Source organism: Enterobacter sp. AC1, from assembly GCF_050434705.1.
Classification (GTDB): domain Bacteria; phylum Pseudomonadota; class Gammaproteobacteria; order Enterobacterales; family Enterobacteriaceae; genus Enterobacter; species Enterobacter cloacae_L.
The window spans coordinates 78995-95846 of sequence record NZ_JBNDIZ010000009.1; the positions used below are offsets into that span (position 1 = coordinate 78995).

Consider the following 16852-nt stretch of genomic DNA (forward strand, 5'->3'; position numbering starts at 1 on the left):
TTACTCGTAGGTAAACTGCAGGGTGCCGATGGCGCTGAACTGGCCTGAGGTGACTTTTTCTGTGTCAGATTTCACCAGGCGAGCGGTTAATGATGCGCTGAATAAGGCAATAGTTGTACCTTGCTCAACGCTATAGCTGCTGGTTGAGTTTGGCATGATCTGGGTGTTGTTCGGCCACTTAATGAGGGCACCTACGCCTTTTGCAGCATTAGATGAGGCTGTGTTAGCGAGTAATGAGCCGTCGCTTCCGGTGGTCTTGCTGGTGGTTAACTTCATGGTGATTTTACGCGTATTGGTGCAATTTCCGTTGATTCCGAATGAAACACTTAGCGTAGTATCATTCTCAATATCTGAAACATCGTATTCCCCCAGATTAACGGTTTTTGGTGCTGTTAATGTGCAAGTGGGTTTTTCCACTGGTATGAAGAATGCGTTATTGGTAATTGTCACGGTTGGGCGAGGATGGTCAGTTTCACTCTGTTCACTTGGGTTTCCAAGTATTACTTTACCAAATGTCCCTCCAACAGGCGTGATAGATGTTACATCTGCTGGGATACCTGCATAGCTTGGAAGTTGATAAAATATGGCTGCTGCTGACCAGTTTTTATCTTCGACAAGGCTTTCTCTATCTTGGGTGTCAACCGATTTTATCCAGCTACCTACTGGCGAGGTAAAAAAAGCGACCACGGCATTATCCAGGGTCCTGATGGCAAGGGAATATGCAATACCGGTGACATTTGTTGCAAAGAGAGCTGTGGAGCCGATGCTTCCAATGTAAATACCAGATTGGGTCAATGTATACACATTCTCTCCGTCATTCCCAACGGAGCATTTACTTCTTAATGATGGACTGAGGTTGAGATTAACCTGCTGGCTTATTTGTGTTGGCGCACTGACTGCATCCAATGGTTGCAACGTTTGTGTCAAGCCACTCGTTCTGCCAATAGAAAGTGTCGCGCCACTTTCAAATTTGCATTCTGTTGCAGCATAGTTATTTGCACTATTTAATATCATTATAATAAATAGTGATAAATGATGAACGATACGCATCAGCATTTTTTTATTACAAGACATCATACTTTCCTTGTTACAGTAGCCACGTTAAATCATTTATAAATCACGCTGACCAGTGCATGCGCCGTCACTTTTCCTGCACTGACCTTGCCGTAATTTTGATAGCGGGCGTAAAAGGCATACTCCTTCAGATAGCTTTGTTGATCTGATGGCGAAGCGATTTTAATTGCCACATCAGACTCACCATTGCTATCAAGTACATTTTGATTATTGGATTCTGAAAAAATAACAATACCCACGTTTTCAGCGCCGCCAGCGAGGACGGGCGTATCGTTATCGAATATCTGTTTTGAGATGTGATCTGGTTGGGCTGTCTGCGGTTTAAAGGTGAAGTGCAGCGCCTGTCCGGAGCCGGAATCATCACCATTACAATCAACGACCTGTACCGCAAAGTGCGTTCCCCCTGCGGGATCGGCAGGCTTAAGGCGGTCACTGCCATCTGACGAATAAAACCACGACTTTCCAACGGTCGGCAGCGATACCTTTCCATTTTCAGGAATAGCGATCTGACAGGTGTTGTTGATGATGTTTGCCGTCATATCCATTTCCATATTCGATGCTTGCCCCACTGCGGGAAACATTCCGCAGATCATTAGACAAGCGGGCAGAGCCGAGACGGCGTTTTTCAAATAAAAGTGGGACTGAGACATCCTGAATAATATGCCTGTCTGAAAAAACATTATTGGTAAGTCACGATAAACGTAACCGGTGCACTGACGGAGCCTGTCGTCACGTCAGAAATAGTTTTCCCTTTTGCGATGACTATACGGGCATCCATTTCAAAATCACCCGCTCCGTTAGACAGGTTGAGCATAGGGGATGGTGACGCGAAGCAGTTCATTAGTGAGCCTGATGCAACGGTTCCTTTCCAGATTTCAAAACCTACGTTGTGGCCACCTGCAAAAGAGCTGCCACTTTTGTCATCACCGGTACACGATCCCCCTGCACCTGGCGTGGTCTGGATGGTGGCACTTTTTACGCCGGCACAGTTGGTGAAGGCGATTTTGAACGCTTCTTCCCGGTTCTGGCTAACCAGGTCAGACTTAAACACGTCGCCAAACGGTAAAATGCTAATAGGAGCCCCGCTGGCATTCTGAATTTCCGCGTTACAGGTACCCGCCTCAATAGCGGAGGTAAAGGTTGCCTGAACGCTCGTCGTACCCGTAATGGCGCTTAACGCGACGGAAGGTAGTTGGGCAGTAATCGCAAGTACTAATAGTGTCATTTTCACTTTCATTTCAACGCTCCGTATTACTGCCGGTTATTCATAGGTAAAATTAAATGTAGCGATACCGCTAAAGTTGCCGGTTGTGCCTTTTCCGCTTGCGGTTTCAACCAGCGTCGCCAGAAGTGAAACTTCTCCTGAGCTTATCTCTCCGCTTGACCAATTGAGGCGCAGGGCATCGGTGGTTGAGTTTATGGTGAACGGTGCGTCCGGAGTGGCTGTCCGGGAAATGGCCACACCAATATTCTCCGCACTACCGTCACCGGAGAGCGAGTTATCAATGGCCGTGGGGACAGGGCTGGCATTACCGCTAATGGTTGTTTTCAGCGATGCGAGACTTGACGGGCAAGACACCATTTTGAGTTTAAAACTGGTTGTGGCTTTTGCATTTTTGAGAATGATGTAATCCAGCCGTACCTTACCGCTGGTACCAATTGGGATAACGTTGCTTGTCCCGTCGCCGCTGCCTCCTTCAATCTCCATATCGCAGGTGGTGTCACGGATATTCGCGGTAAACGTAATATCGAGATTATCTGCATGCGATATCAGGGACAGTGCCATTAGACCTGAGCCCAGAATAAGCAACCCTATTTTTTTACCCGCTTCAAAAAGCATGTTTTAACTCCCTTTATAATGCTGAGATATGGCAGGCCTGGCCTGTCAGCAGCGTTGTCGGTCCAATCTTTTTCGCATCAGGTGGGATCAGATAGGAGACGGTACAGGATGATCCGGGCCCGCTTCCCCAGACGATTTTTAACATTCCTTTATCGTCAATCCCGCGAATCCAGGCTTGTCCCGCCTGGCCTACGCTACCCACGGATACGCCTTTCTCGGTTTGAACATCTGCACCGAGCGGAATAAACCCGCTATCGTCACGCGTCAGTTCCATTAATACCGAGCGGCCCTGGTCGGTCTCAAAGTTAACCAGCACAACGGCACCGCTGCGTGGAATGGTCATAGACTGGGTGTTTTTCATTTCAACGTCGGCCTGCATATTGCTGATATCAAGGCTTACGTTATTTTCACGATAGGCAGACAGATAAGGCATGATGGCGTAGCCCGAAGATCCTATTTCTCCATTACCAATCGATACGCGGGCACCTTCTGCGCCCTCGGCTTTTATCAGTGCAAGGGTGTCGCTTTCGCTGATGCTGCCGGGTGCGAGTGTGATGCCGCCAGCATGCAATACCATCCCGCCGCTATAGCTTGCTGAGTATTGTTGAGTGCCATCATCTGACGCGGAGGCGGAAAGACTTAACGGCCCGTGCGGGCTGTTGTAACTGCCGTAGCCACTGATCTGGTTTACTGAGTCATCACTGTGCGTAGTGCTTTCGGTAAGGCTGTAACTAAAGCGATTATCTTCAGTATTGCCATTGGCACTGGTGTTAAAGCTGCTGCTACCGTTACGATCGCTCCCGACACCCATATTGATCGACGAAAAGCCTGCTGCACGTTTCCCGTTACCCATTAATGAGTCAAACGGGATATTCAGGCTTAAGTAGATGCTATCTTCCTTCTCACCGAATTCATCGTAGGTACGCTGCAAAGAGAGGCTGTAGCTTCCCCAGCTCAAGGAGTTACTGTGGCCGACTGAATACTGCGCCGATGAGCCGTTATCATTCCAGTAGTCCTGCCAGGTCGTGTTAACGTAAAGCGATCCTAAATCACGCCCGGCAATTTTCAGCGGCTGGCTGATATTCACCTGAATCTGATTTTTCATTCGCTGGAAGGTCTGATACACCTCGCTGTTACCGCGTGCAGGGTTTCGCTCTCTGTCCCGGTATTTAATCTCATTACTAAGTGAGGCGGCATCGCTGAGGCTGAGATAGTCAGATGTCGAAAAACGGTATGCCGCAACGTTGAAAGACGTATTCGTCTCTTCCATCAGCTTGCTGTAGGAAACCCGATAGCTTTCACCCTTGAGATTGCGTAAACCCTCAATGCGGGCATCAGAGTGGGTAACATCGAAAGCGACCGCGCCGATGGGGGTATTCATCGCAATACCTAACAATGCGGCGTAAAAATCGGTATCGGTATATTCCAGACCCGTGTAACCGGTAAATGCATTGGTTAAGCCATAGTAGCCCGTCGCATAGCCGACTTGAGGTTTGTCGCGAAGGCTGTCATCGCGAAGTACACCTATACCCACATCCCACCGCGAGTATCCGGGGCGAAGCATTTGCGCCACGGATGAATATGACACGGAGAAAGAGCGTTTGCTGCCATCCGATTCTTCTACCGTCACGATGAGATCGCTGCCGTAGCCAGTCGTGCTCAAATCGGTGATTTCAAAAGGGCCTGGCGGAACGGAGGTTTCATAAATGGTACTTCCGCTTTGGCTAATTGTGACTTTGGCGTTACTGTTCGCCACGCCCCGAATGACTGGCGCGTAGGTGGATACGCCGTTAGGAAGCATTCGATCGTCGTTGTATAAGCGCGCGCCTCTCAGGCTAATCGAATCAAATGCATCGCCGCGGGTATAAGAATCTCCCGCGATAAACTGCGCTTTAAGCGGGGTGACGTCACGTTGAACATAAATATCCTGGCTGGTGTAATGCGTGCCAGAATCCTGATCCCAGTTCAGGTTACCTCTCGCTCGAAGGCGCCATAACCCCAGATTAGCCCCGTAGCGTAAGCCTGCATATGCCGTATCAGCACTGCTTCCGGAACTGTCCGTATGCCAGGCGTTGAGATCCCAGGAAAGCATTGCCGCAGGGATACCTTCTTCCCAAAGTGAAGGGTCGACGTACCCGGCAGGGCGTTGAATGAAAAAAGCCTGGGGAATAGAAAGATCCAACTCTTGTGTGGAAGGATCGTACGCAACGCGCGAGCCAGGATAGGTGCCAGCCATAGGGACACAGGTTGCTGCTGACTCATCTTCAGGATTCTCAATCTGTTCGATTGTGACTCCAGTCTGGGTAAGTAATTTGCGTGTAATACACGGTGTAGCGCGCGGTGTCCCATTTTCTTCGAAGAGTACTTCGGTGCTTACAGAGGGTTTACCGTTTATATTTACTTTTACTTTATAGGTTCCGGCAATGACGGGGTTGCCTTGTGAAAAGCGACTGACGTCAATAGTACTGCCTGTGTTATAAAGAAACTGGTCATTAAACTGCACATTTTCTTCTGTCCCATTTTCGGCAGCAAATGCACATAGCGGCAATACCGCACTTATCGATAAACATATTAGCGAACGTCTAAAGTGCATAATGAACTCAGTTCCAGAAGCTTGATTATTACAATTCTCATTAATGAGATAATGAACCCAGGGAATCAATTTTGTACGTATTCATACTTATCAATGCCACCGAAATCATTAATTGCACTCCAGATGATTTTGCTATTTTTTACGGGGGCGTAATTTTTCACATTCATCGCCTGGCTGGAAAATGGTTCAATATAATGCGTTTCAATATCGTAAGTTTTTCCACCTGAAATGATTGCCGCACTTGCCAGTGAAACATAATAAGGTGAATCATTTTTCGCGGTTAAGACGCTCTTCTGTCCTTGCTGGTTTTGTGTCCATTTAAGATTTTTGGCCGCTTCCGTCGGCTCTCCTTTCAACCCTGTCGGACGGAAAAAAAGCTTAATGCGGGTACGAAAAGCAAGCTGAAGCATGCTTTGGCTGTCGCTCTCGCTGGCCTTAGGAGGGACTTCAAGAACGTTAAACCAGAACAGCGATTCCTTATCCTGCGGCAATGCCGTACCAAGCCAGGTGATTCTCACCGTTTGGCCTTTTTTCGATTCCACGCGTGAAACGGGTGGGGTAACAATAAAAGGTAGCTTCAGCTCCTGCGGATTCGTCGAATCTCGTCCATCATCCAGCCAGGTTTGCACCAGTAATGGCCGGGTACCGCGGTTATCCATTGTTACCGTTACATCTTTCGCTGAGGCAGGATAAATCACGCGGGTGCCCGAAATGACAATATCTGCATTGGCCTCCAACGCAAATGCGCTTACCGATGCCAGTAGCAATGCTTGTAACCCTCTTTTAATATTCAGTGCGTACATACTTAATCTCTTGTGATACGAAAAATGTGCCCGAAGGCACATTGTTTAGTTCGGAAGATATTATTCGTAGCTCATCGTGAAGTAGGCGTTAGCGCTAACCTTACCTGACTGAACGGGGCTGGTGTCTTTCACCCAATTTGAGCCTTGGACATAAGCAACGCGATAGAACAGCTTGCCGGAACCTGATTTCAGATCGGCTTTCTGGGTATTGTTGTCAGGCTGGCCCACCATAATGCGTGAAGAGACGGTTGGGGCATTGTTGAAGAGGGCTAACGCAACGTTTGTTGCTGAGCCAGCTACGCCAGCGTCAGGTTCAATGGTACCGTTTGCAATTGCCCCCATGTTTTTTGACATAAAGCTCGCTGAAGCATTCTTGAGCGTATCAGGACAATTCGTCAGTAGTAATTCGAAATTCTTAGAGCCAACGCCAGTATCGATGGTTGTAGATTCAACCTCTGATTTTTTAACAACCGGTAGGGTGATAGTAATATTGTTTTGTGATTCACCATTTGAGGTGGAAATATTACACGTCGTATCTGTTACTGCACCATCAAAAGTGATCAGGCCCAGATCTGTGTCAGCAAAGGCAGATAAGGAGCCCATCACTGACAAAGTTACAACTGAAGCTAACAACGTTTTTTTTAACATGATTCAAATTCCCTTTAAAAGCCATTTTGCATTTTGAATTTAAGCAAAATGATAATAAATATGCATTAGTGGATTGGATATTTAGAATTGCTAAAACTCGTTATTAGAAGAATTGAAAGTTAGATAAGTTGTTGAAATTGATCTTGAAAGTTACGGCGTGTTTTATTTTTCTCAATTATTTTATTGTGATGTATGAAGTGTGAATTGAGTTATTAATAAATCAGAAAGATCTTTTGCCGCAATCTATCGATCGAGAGAATATGTTTGAAAGGTGAATGAACAAAGATAATTAAAGATGAATAACCAGCCAATAAACGAGAGATCTATTTTCGGCTATTAATTTCGATGAGGAGTATTATGGATGGAATATTAGCTAAGAAAAAGGAGCAGATGCTTAACGCATCTGCTCCTTAGCGCTATCAGGCAACCTGCACCGGAATGGCTTTCGCGGTACGTTTCATGTCGTTGTCGCCTTCAAAGTAAGCGACTTTAGGCTGCCAGCGGCGCGCTTCGTCATCAGACATCATCACGAAGCTGGCGATAATCACAATGTCGCCCACGTCCGCGCAGTGTGCAGCCGCGCCGTTAACGGAGATGATTTTAGACCCGCGTTCTGCGGCGATAGCGTAAGTGGAGAAACGTTTGCCGTTGTTGACGTTCCAGATATCAATCGCTTCGTTTTCAAGGATGCCCGCAGCATCAAGGAAATCCTGATCGATGGCGCAGGAGCCTTCATAGTGCAGGTCGGCCTGGGTGACTTTCACACGGTGAAGCTTACCTTGCAGCATTTTGCGAATCATTACGTTTACCTTTAATTTTCAGAGGCGAGAACTACGCCAGCTCAACCACTTTATTATCAATCAGACGAGCCTGGCCAAGCCATGCCGCTACCAGGATCACTGCGCGTTTGCTGGATTCAGTCAATTCCAGCAGCGTATCAGCATCACGAATTTGTACGTCGTCAGCGCGAAGGCCTTTATCGTTCAGCGCCTGTTCGGCGAGGGCGACGATCTCTTCGGCGGTCAGCTCTTTGGCAAGAAGCTGTTCCGCCATCGTATTCATGACCTTGCTTAAGCCGGGGGCGATTTTACGCTGGTCGGCGGTCAGATAGCCATTACGGGAGCTGAGCGCCAGACCGTCTTTTGCGCGTACGATCGGTACGCCGACGATCTCAATATCGTAACCCATATCCGCCACCATCTTGCGGATCAGCGCCAACTGCTGGAAATCTTTCTCACCAAAGCACGCGACGTCCGGCTGTACCAGGTTGAACAACTTGCTGACGATGGTGGAAACGCCACGGAAGTGGCCCGGGCGGCTGGCGCCTTCGAGCATGGTGGAGATGCCCGGTACGTCAACGTAGGTTGCCTCTTCCGTCCCCTGAGGATACACGTCCGCCGGTGCCGGAGAGAAGACGATGTCCGCATGGCGTTTTTTCAGCTTCTCGCAATCTTCCTGCAGGGTGCGCGGATAGCGCGCCAGGTCATCGGCGCGGTCAAACTGCATGGGGTTAACGAAGATACTGACCACCACGATATCCGCACGGGCTTTCGCTTCGTCGACCAGCTTCATATGGCCGTCATGCAGGTTGCCCATGGTGGGGACGAGTGCAATACGTTTACCTTCCTGACGCGCGCGACGGATATGCTGGCGAAGCAGCGGCAGGGTTTCAATGATAAGCACAACGAGACTCCTTAATGGAAACTGTGTTCTTCACCCGGGTAAACACCGGATTCGACGTCGGCAATATACTGCCTGACCGCGGCGCGCATGTCGCCCGCTTCAGTAAGGAAATTTTTGGCGAATTTCGGGATATGGCCGCCGGTGATGCCAAAGGCATCGTGCATCACCAGAATCTGGCCGTCGGTCACGTTGCCAGCACCAATGCCAATCACCGGAATCGACAGCGCGTCGGTGATGCGTTTCGCCAGTTCAACCGGAACGCACTCCAGCACCAGCAGCTGCGCGCCTGCGGCTTCCAGCGCCAGGGCATCATCAAACAGCGTCTGGGCAGCGTCACCGCGCCCCTGCACCTTATACCCGCCAAAGATGTTGACGGACTGCGGCGTCAGGCCCAAATGGCCGCACACCGGCACGGCGCGCTCGGTGAGCATTTTCACCGTCTCAACCAGCCAGGCTCCGCCTTCGATTTTGACCATGTTGGCCCCGGCGCGCATGACGGCTGCCGCATTGTCGAAGGCCTGCTCTGGCGTGGCGTAGGCCATAAACGGCAGATCGGAGAGCAGCAGGCAGGCAGGCGCGCCGCGGCGCACGGCGCGGGTATGGTAAGCGATATCCTCAACCGTGACCGGGAGGGTGGAATCATGTCCTTGTACCGTCATCCCTAACGAATCACCGACCAGCATGACGTTGATACCCTCTTCGGCAAAGAGTTTGGCGAAGCTGTAGTCATACGCGGTGATGGTGGCGAAGCGTTTTTTTTCCTGTTTGCATTTCTGCAGTAAGGAGATGGTGGTTGGTTTCATACTGTTTCCTGATAGCCCAAAAGCGAATCTTTGCGCATTCTAACAGTAACATTCGAGGGAACAATGATTTTAGATAGTCTATTAGCCACAATTATTTTATGGCTAATGGGCAGGGGATCTGGCTTACCAGCGAGCGGGTTTTTCCGCGTCGAGTTTGTCCAGAATATCCCTGAGCGGAATGCCGTCCGGGAAGGTGAGATCGGGGGCGACTTCAAACAGCGGCCAGAGCATAAAACCGCGATTTTTCATGTCGTAATGCGGAACGGTGAGCCGTTCAGTGGTAATGGTCTCGTGACCGAACAGCATAATGTCAAGGTCCAGCGTGCGCGGTCCCCAGCGTTCGGCTTTGCGTACGCGGCCCTGCTGCAGTTCGATACGCTGGGTATTGTCCAGCAGCGTTTCGGCATCCAGAGCGGTTTCCAGCACCACGGCGGCATTGAGATAATCAGGCTGATCCTGTGGACCCAGCGGCGGCGTGCGGTAGAAAGAGGAGACCGCGACGACCCGGCACTGGGGGATCTCACCCAGTGCCTGAACGGCAGCATTCACCTGCTCCAGCGGAGAGGCTAAATTGCTGCCGATGGCGATATACGCGAGGGTCATGCGGTACCTTCACGACGCGGCGCGCGTTTGCGCGGACGACGATGGCGGCGACGCGGTTCCGGCTCTTCATCCAGACCGGTAAGCATATCTTTCTGCTCTGGGGGGGCGGAAACCTGGAATTCGGCCCACCACTGCGTCAGACGCTGCAGCTCCTGGTTCCTTTCAATTTCAGCACGCAGCGACAGCAGGTCGAATGCGGCGCGGAACTTCGGATGCTCCATCAGCTTCCAGGCGCGCTTGCCCTGGCGACGGGACATGCGCAGCTGAAGCTGCCAGATATCGCGCACCAGCGTGGTAATTCGTTTCGGGATCGCCAGCGTCCGGCATCCTTCGTCCAGAACGTCGTTTGCGGCTAGCGCAAAGGCATCATAATAGGCGAGCCCGCTCTCCTGGGTAATTCGCTGGGCCGTTTCCAGCAGCGGATACCAGAACATTGCCGCAAACAGGAACGCCGGGTTCACGCGCATGTCGTTGCGAATACGGGTATCGGTATTTTTCAGCACCTGCGCAATCATCCGCTCCATTGGGCTGTCACCGCTTTCGGTGAAGTAGCGGGTAATGGTCGGGAACAGCGGCTGGAACAGGTTGTATTCACGCAGCAGATTATAGGTTTCAAAGCCGTGGCCGGCCTGCAGCAGCTTCAGCGCCTCTTCAAACAGGCGGGCAGGCGGCACGTCGTTGATAAGCGTTGCCAGACGCGGAATCGGCTCTGCCGTTTCCGGGCTGATGCGCATATTCAGCTTGGCGGCGAAACGCACGGCGCGCAGCATACGCACGGGATCTTCACGGTAGCGTGTTTCCGGCGTGCCAATCAGGCGGATCAGACCCTCTTTCAGGTCCTGCATGCCGCCGACATAATCGCGCACGGTGAAATCCGCCACGCTGTAATAAAGGCTGTTGATGGTGAAGTCGCGACGCTGGGCATCTTCTTCAATAGAGCCGAAGATATTATCTCGCAGCAGCATACCGTTCTGGCCGCGCTGTGACGTGGTGCGATCGGATGCGCCCGCTTCGTGGTGGCCGCGGAAGGTCGCCACTTCGATAATTTCCGGTCCAAACATCACGTGAGCCAGGCGGAAACGGCGACCAACAAGACGGCAGTTGCGGAATAATTTGCGCACCTGATCGGGCGTGGCGCTGGTCGTCACGTCGAAATCTTTCGGTTTTTTGCCCAGCAGTAAATCACGTACTCCACCGCCCACGAGATAGGCCTCGTAGCCCGCTTTATTCAGACGATAGAGCACCTTGAGGGCATTTTCACTGATATCTTTGCGGGAAATCGTGTGCTGCTCACGCGGAATAACCGACATGTGTGGCTGTGCAATAGCATCGTTCACCATGCTCTCTTCGCGGCTTAGCACTTTACGGCAAAAATTAGCGACTCGGGTAAAAATGGTACACCTCGTAGTGTGTTTTGTTATGAAAAAAGCGGCTAATCATAGCTCAGCGCAACGCATTTGAGAATGCTGGATTTTTGGCACGGCTGTGAGCGTCCAGTGAGCCGTTGCCATTTTCAGCAGTTCGTCAATACGCAGATCCTGCCATTCGTTGGTTACATTCTGGTTGAGAAATCGCAGCGCGTCGATCAAAACAGGGCGCGGATCGCCCTCTGGCAGGGCCGGGGCGTGATTCTGCTTCGACAGCTTATAGCCCTGCTCGTTGACCGCCAGCGGCAGATGAATGTAGTCCGGTGCCGCCCAGCCAAACTGGTGATAAAGCGAGATTTGTCGCACGGTAGGCTCAACCAGGTCCGCCCCGCGCACGATTTCCGTTACGCCCTGAAAATGATCGTCCACCACCACGGCCAGGTTGTAGGCAAACAGACCGTCACGGCGGTGAATAATAAAATCCTCGCGTGCAAGACGCTCATCGGCAAGGATTTCACCGGAGAGTAAATCGTTAAAGCGCGTCACCGGGGCGCGCTGCTTGATGCGTACTGCGGCATTATCCGGGGGAAGATTAAGCGTGCGGCAGTGACCGTCATAGACCCCTCCCACGCTCTGGATACGCGCGCGGGTGCAGGTGCAGTTGTAGGAAAGCCCCTGAGCGCTAAGCCAGGCCAGGCGTTCCCGATAAGCGTCGTGACGTTTTGACTGCCAGAGAACCTCGTCATCCCAGTGAAGACCGTAATGTTCCAGCTGACGCAGAATGGATTCTGCTGCACCGGGAACTTCACGCGGAGGGTCAATATCTTCAATGCGAACGAGCCATTTGCCCTGGCTGGCGCGAGCCTGCAGGTAGCTGCCGAGCGCGGCAATTAATGAGCCGAAGTGTAATTCACCGGAGGGAGATGGCGCGAAGCGCCCAATATAGTGTGATTCAGACATATCAACAGTAACAAGGCGGGAGAGACTCCCGCCTTTGGAGTGTGTAAACAGCGCTGGTGTTAACCGGCCATCTGTTTTTCGCGGATTTCGGCCAGCGTTTTACAGTCGATGCACAGATCGGCGGTTGGACGCGCTTCCAGGCGACGAATACCAATTTCAACACCGCAGGATTCGCAGTAGCCAAAATCTTCGTCTTCGACTTTTTTCAGCGTTTTCTCGATTTTTTTGATCAGTTTGCGTTCGCGGTCACGGTTACGCAGTTCGAGGCTGAACTCTTCTTCCTGAGCGGCACGGTCTACCGGATCCGGGAAGTTAGCAGCTTCATCCTGCATATGAGTAACGGTGCGATCGACTTCATCCCTGAGTTGATTACGCCATGCTTCAAGAATACGCCTGAAGTGCGACAGCTGGGCTTCGTTCATATACTCTTCGCCCGGCTTCTCTTGATACGGCTCCACCCCAGCGATGGCGAGAATACTCAGGGACGATGTTTTACGGTTTTGCCCTTCTTGCATGTTGCTTCTCCTTAACACGCACTATCGATCCCCGTGTTGGGGGAAAAATCAGGTCGCTATAAATAGCAGATGCTTTTCCGTATGGCAATTATCTAAACGTAACACTTGACAAGCCTGTGAGGAAAAGCGTATTTGCGCCCGCGGCCAGAACACTTAATCATCAATCGTCTAATCCCTTATAAGACAATGGGAAGAGAGGATCTCAGAGTCATATTATCGGCAGAAAGTTCCGCTTTATAAGCTAAAACCTCCACCCCCTGCTTTTGTGCCTCATTCAACAATTGCGCGTATTTAGGATCAATATGGCGGGCAGGCGAGAACCGTTCAATGGCTGAATGCAATACTGCAAACAGCAATACGGCGCGTTTGCCCGCCGCCGCAACACTCATTAGCTCTCGCAGATGCTTCTGGCCACGTAGCGTTACCGCATCCGGGAAGTAGCCATTTTCCTGTTCCGCTAACGTCACTGATTTTACTTCAATATAGCACTCAGGCCTGTCTTCCGCCTGTAACATGAAGTCAATTCTGCTGCCTTCATCGCCATACTTCACTTCGCTTTTATGCGTGCCATATCCCACCAGTTCGGGAAGGGTACCCAAGGACAGGGCTTCCTTAACTAATTGATTCGCGCGCAGGGTGTTAACGCAAATAAATGCCCCGTTTTGCGTTTCGGTCATTTCCCAGGTATGCGCATATTTGCGTTTAGTATTTTCTGAAGTGGAATACCAGACTCTGTCGCCCGGCGTCGCACACCCCGTCATGGCTCCCGTGTTGGGGCAGTGCAGGGTGAGCGGTACGCCTTCGGGCGTGATCACGTCGGCAAGGAAGCGTTTGTAGCGTTGGATCAGCGTGGCGTGCTGCAGGGGAGGATCAAACTTCATCAGAATTCCTTTCGGTGTTGCCCAGCGTCCAGCGCTGGAGCGGCGTATAGCGGGTGCGTCCCTGTGCAAAGACGGATTCGTAAAGCGCGAATTCATTGACCGGAAAAGCCCAGTGAAAACCCGGGGGCGGGATGGCAACGGCCTGACCGGCATCGCGCAGCAGCGTGATATGCGGATGAAACGGCTGCGGGCTCTGATAACAGCCGCTGCGTGCCGCCTGCGCGCGCAGCATGTTCGCCAGCTGCAATAGTCCGCGCGGCGGCCGGCGGGTCCCCAGCCAGATTACGCGCGAACGCAGCCACTGACCCGCGTCGTCGAGGTGCAGCGTAAATTCCGGCTGGGAAATCCGCCCCGCCATAGCGGCCAGTGCACGCTGTTTTTCGGCGCTGACGTCGCCCAAAAAGGCCAGCGTCAGGTGCAGGTTAGCGGCCGCAACGGGACGGCCAGCTTCCGGCGGGAAGTGTTCAGCACGCCAGCGAACAATTTGACGCTGTATGGTGGTGGGCAATTCAATGGCAAAAAACAGCCGTTTCGACTCAGGCATACGGGGGACTCGGTAATGATATGCGCCGATGCTACAATGTACGCCGACTAATGTTAACCCTCTGGAGCTGTTAGTGTCCTCATTGCCGGTCGCCGTCGTCCTTCCTGAGCTTCTTGCTGCCTTACGTCATGCCCCGCAGGTTTTGCTAAACGCCCCCACGGGGGCCGGTAAATCTACCTGGCTGCCGCTACAGATTCTGAAAGATGGCAATATCAGCGGAAAAATTATCCTGCTGGAGCCGCGCAGGCTGGCCGCGCGCAACGTGGCGCAGCGCCTGGCGGAACTGCTGGACGAAAAACCGGGGGAGACGGTGGGATACCGCATGCGCGCGGAAACCTGCGTGGGGCCTTCCACGCGGCTTGAGGTAGTGACCGAGGGGATCCTCACCCGCATGCTGCAAAACGATCCGGAGCTGACCGGCGTCGGGCTGGTGATCCTGGATGAATTCCACGAGCGCAGCCTGCAGGCGGATCTGGCCCTGGCGCTCTTACTGGACGTGCAGCAGGGGCTGCGCGACGATCTTCGGCTGCTCATCATGTCGGCTACGCTGGATAACGAGCGGCTGCAGCAGGCGTTACCGCACGCACCGGTAATGAGCTCGGAGGGGCGCGCGTTCCCGGTCGAGCGGCGTTACCAGCCGCTGCCGGCTCATCAGCGTTTTGATGAGGCCGTGGCCATTGCAACCGCAGAGCTGCTGCGTCAGGAACCCGGTTCGCTGCTGCTGTTCTTACCCGGCGTGGGCGAGATCCAGCGCGTGCAGGAGCTGCTGGCCTCCCGCGTAGGCCGCGACGTGCTGCTTTGCCCGCTCTACGGTGCGCTGTCGCTGGCCGAGCAGCGTAAAGCGATCCTTCCCGCGCCTGCGGGACAGCGCAAGGTGGTGCTGGCAACCAATATTGCTGAAACCAGCTTGACCATCGAAGGCATTCGTCTGGTGGTGGATAGCGCGCAGGAGAGGGTGGCAAGCTTTGACCCGCGTACCGGGCTGACGAAACTCCTGACGCAACGCATTAGCCAGGCGTCGATGGTGCAGCGCGCGGGCCGTGCGGGACGCCTTGAGCCAGGTATTTGTCTGCATTTGACCAGCGCGGAGCAGGCTGAACGCGCGGCGCAGCAAAGCACGCCGGAAATTTTACAAAGCGATTTGTCCGGCCTGGTGATGGAACTGCTGCAGTGGGGCTGCCCGGAACCCGCCCAGCTGACCTGGCTTAACCCTCCTTCCGGCGTGAACCTTGCCGCGGCGCGCGCTTTGCTGACCCAGCTCGGCGCGCTTGACGGCGAGCGGTTGTCCTCCCGCGGGCAAAAAATGGCCGCGCTGGGGAACGAGCCTCGTCTGGCCGCCATGCTGGTGGCTGCGCAGGGAGACGATGAAATTGCTACGGCCGCGAAACTGGCAGCTATCCTTGAGGAGCCGCCGCGCGGAGGCAGTAGCGATCTGGCTCAGGCTTTTTCGCGCAGTCAGGGGAACTGGCAACAGCGGGCGCAGCAGCTGTGTAAGCGGCTTAACAGCCGCGGCGGCGTGCCAGACAGTGAGAGTATCCCACGGCTGCTGGCGCAGGCGTTTCCGGACCGGATTGCGCGTCGGCGCGGGCTGGACGGACGCTATCAGCTGGCAAACGGCATGGGGGCGATGCTGGACAGCGATGACGCCCTGACGCGTCACGAGTGGCTGATTGCGCCGCTCTTGCTGCAGGGGAGTCACTCCCCGGATGCCCGTATTTTGCAGGCGATTGCCGTGGATATTGACGCCCTGACGCACGCGTGCCCTCAGCTGATCCAGCAGTCCGATATCGTCGAGTGGGATGATGCCCAGGGGACGCTGAAGGCATTTCGTCGTCGCCAGATAGGTAAACTGACCCTCGGGACGAAGCCGCTGGCAAAACCCTCGGAAGAAGAGCTGCACCAGGCCATGCTGAACGGTATCCGGGAAAAAGGGCTCGGCGTGCTGAACTGGTCGCCAGAGGCGGAACAGTACCGTATTCGCCTGCATTGCGCCGCGCGCTGGCTGCCAGAGTATGCCTGGCCTGCTGTGGATGATGAGACATTGCTGGGCTCTCTGGAGCGCTGGTTACTGCCGCAAATGCAGGGCGTTCATTCGCTTCGGGCGCTGAAAGCGCTTGATGTTAAGGTCGCGTTACAGAATTTACTCGACTGGTCATTACGTCAACGTCTGGATAGTGAACTGCCAGAGCATTACACTGTGCCGACCGGAAGCCGGATTGCCGTTCGTTATCACGAGGATAATCCGCCGGCGCTGGCGGTACGGATGCAGGAGATGTTTGGGGAGGCGACCACGCCGTCTATCGCCGAAGGGCGCGTTCCGATGGTGCTTGAGCTCTTGTCGCCTGCGCATCGTCCGCTGCAGATCACCCGCGATCTGGGAGCGTTCTGGGCGGGGAGCTACCGTGAGGTACAAAAAGAGATGAAGGGGCGCTATCCCAAACACGTCTGGCCGGACGATCCGGCGAATACGGCCCCGACGCGGCGGACGAAGAAGTATTCGTAATGCGCGAAAGAGGGGAGTGCGGCCTGATGCCCTCA

The 16852-nt window shown here is 53.1% G+C and carries 17 protein-coding genes; 1 reads left to right on the top strand and 16 read right to left on the bottom strand.

The genetic code is table 11. The annotated features are described in order from the left end of the window. The 16 genes from M2433_RS20730 to thpR all read right to left on the bottom strand — a co-directional run bounded on the left by M2433_RS20730 (position 1) and on the right by thpR (position 14314). Entirely contained in the window at positions 1-1074 is a 1074-nt protein-coding gene (locus M2433_RS20730; protein WP_429057304.1) for a fimbrial protein StkG, read from the bottom strand. Positions 1075-1106: 32 nt separating this feature from the next. Then, positions 1107-1754 carry a fimbrial-like protein gene (locus tag M2433_RS20735; RefSeq protein ID WP_429057306.1) on the bottom strand — a complete coding sequence of 216 codons (648 nt, stop codon included), beginning with the start codon at positions 1752-1754 and terminating at the stop codon, positions 1107-1109. Beyond that, on the bottom strand, positions 1754-2311 hold the full coding sequence (locus M2433_RS20740; protein ID WP_429057308.1) for a fimbrial protein: 558 nt from the start codon (positions 2309-2311) through the stop codon (positions 1754-1756). Before M2433_RS20740 ends, M2433_RS20735 begins: the two co-directional genes overlap by 1 nt. Before the next feature lie 24 nt (positions 2312-2335). Beyond that, the gene (locus M2433_RS20745) at positions 2336-2914 is read right to left on the bottom strand and encodes a fimbrial protein (RefSeq protein ID WP_429057310.1); all 579 of its coding nucleotides are present in this window, start codon (positions 2912-2914) and stop codon (positions 2336-2338) included. Positions 2915-2927: 13 nt separating this feature from the next. After that, entirely contained in the window at positions 2928-5507 is a 2580-nt protein-coding gene (locus M2433_RS20750) for an outer membrane usher protein (protein WP_429057313.1), read from the bottom strand. A gap of 65 nt (positions 5508-5572) precedes the next feature. Next, positions 5573-6310, bottom strand: coding sequence for a fimbrial chaperone (locus M2433_RS20755; protein WP_429057315.1), 738 nt, complete (start codon positions 6308-6310; stop codon positions 5573-5575). A 60-nt stretch (positions 6311-6370) separates the two neighbouring features. Further along, complete coding sequence (locus M2433_RS20760) at positions 6371-6958, bottom strand: fimbrial protein (RefSeq protein ID WP_429057317.1); 588 nt, start codon at positions 6956-6958, stop codon at positions 6371-6373. Between the two features lie 419 nt (positions 6959-7377). Further along, entirely contained in the window at positions 7378-7758 is a 381-nt protein-coding gene (gene panD, locus M2433_RS20765; RefSeq protein ID WP_047346386.1) for an aspartate 1-decarboxylase, read from the bottom strand. A gap of 31 nt (positions 7759-7789) precedes the next feature. Next, the gene (gene panC / locus M2433_RS20770) at positions 7790-8641 is read right to left on the bottom strand and encodes a pantoate--beta-alanine ligase (protein ID WP_047346387.1); all 852 of its coding nucleotides are present in this window, start codon (positions 8639-8641) and stop codon (positions 7790-7792) included. An 11-nt stretch (positions 8642-8652) separates the two neighbouring features. Beyond that, positions 8653-9444 (bottom strand): 3-methyl-2-oxobutanoate hydroxymethyltransferase, encoded by a 792-nt coding sequence (gene panB, locus M2433_RS20775; RefSeq protein ID WP_059311950.1) that lies wholly within the window; start codon positions 9442-9444, stop codon positions 8653-8655. Positions 9445-9567: 123 nt separating this feature from the next. Further along, positions 9568-10047 carry a 2-amino-4-hydroxy-6-hydroxymethyldihydropteridine diphosphokinase gene (gene folK / locus M2433_RS20780; protein WP_429057320.1) on the bottom strand — a complete coding sequence of 160 codons (480 nt, stop codon included), beginning with the start codon at positions 10045-10047 and terminating at the stop codon, positions 9568-9570. Continuing rightward, positions 10044-11441 carry a polynucleotide adenylyltransferase PcnB gene (gene pcnB, locus M2433_RS20785; RefSeq protein ID WP_429057392.1) on the bottom strand — a complete coding sequence of 466 codons (1398 nt, stop codon included), beginning with the start codon at positions 11439-11441 and terminating at the stop codon, positions 10044-10046. The genes folK and pcnB overlap by 4 nt, the downstream gene beginning before the upstream one ends. Positions 11442-11483: 42 nt before the next feature. Next, positions 11484-12374 carry a tRNA glutamyl-Q(34) synthetase GluQRS gene (gene gluQRS, locus M2433_RS20790; protein ID WP_429057322.1) on the bottom strand — a complete coding sequence of 297 codons (891 nt, stop codon included), beginning with the start codon at positions 12372-12374 and terminating at the stop codon, positions 11484-11486. Between the two features lie 59 nt (positions 12375-12433). Further along, complete coding sequence (gene dksA / locus M2433_RS20795; protein ID WP_003829221.1) at positions 12434-12889, bottom strand: RNA polymerase-binding protein DksA; 456 nt, start codon at positions 12887-12889, stop codon at positions 12434-12436. 176 nt (positions 12890-13065) lie between these two features. Then, positions 13066-13770, bottom strand: a complete 705-nt coding sequence (sfsA, locus tag M2433_RS20800) for a DNA/RNA nuclease SfsA (protein WP_063957494.1) — start codon at positions 13768-13770, stop codon at positions 13066-13068. Next, positions 13760-14314: an RNA 2',3'-cyclic phosphodiesterase gene (thpR, locus tag M2433_RS20805; protein WP_429057324.1), complete on the bottom strand. Its 555-nt coding sequence runs from the start codon at positions 14312-14314 to the stop codon at positions 13760-13762. Before thpR ends, sfsA begins: the two co-directional genes overlap by 11 nt. Before the next feature lie 73 nt (positions 14315-14387). Here thpR and hrpB point away from each other — a divergent pair, with 73 nt between their 5' ends. After that, the gene (gene hrpB, locus M2433_RS20810) at positions 14388-16817 is read left to right on the top strand and encodes an ATP-dependent helicase HrpB (RefSeq protein WP_429057326.1); all 2430 of its coding nucleotides are present in this window, start codon (positions 14388-14390) and stop codon (positions 16815-16817) included. Positions 16818-16852: the final 35 nt, after the last annotated feature.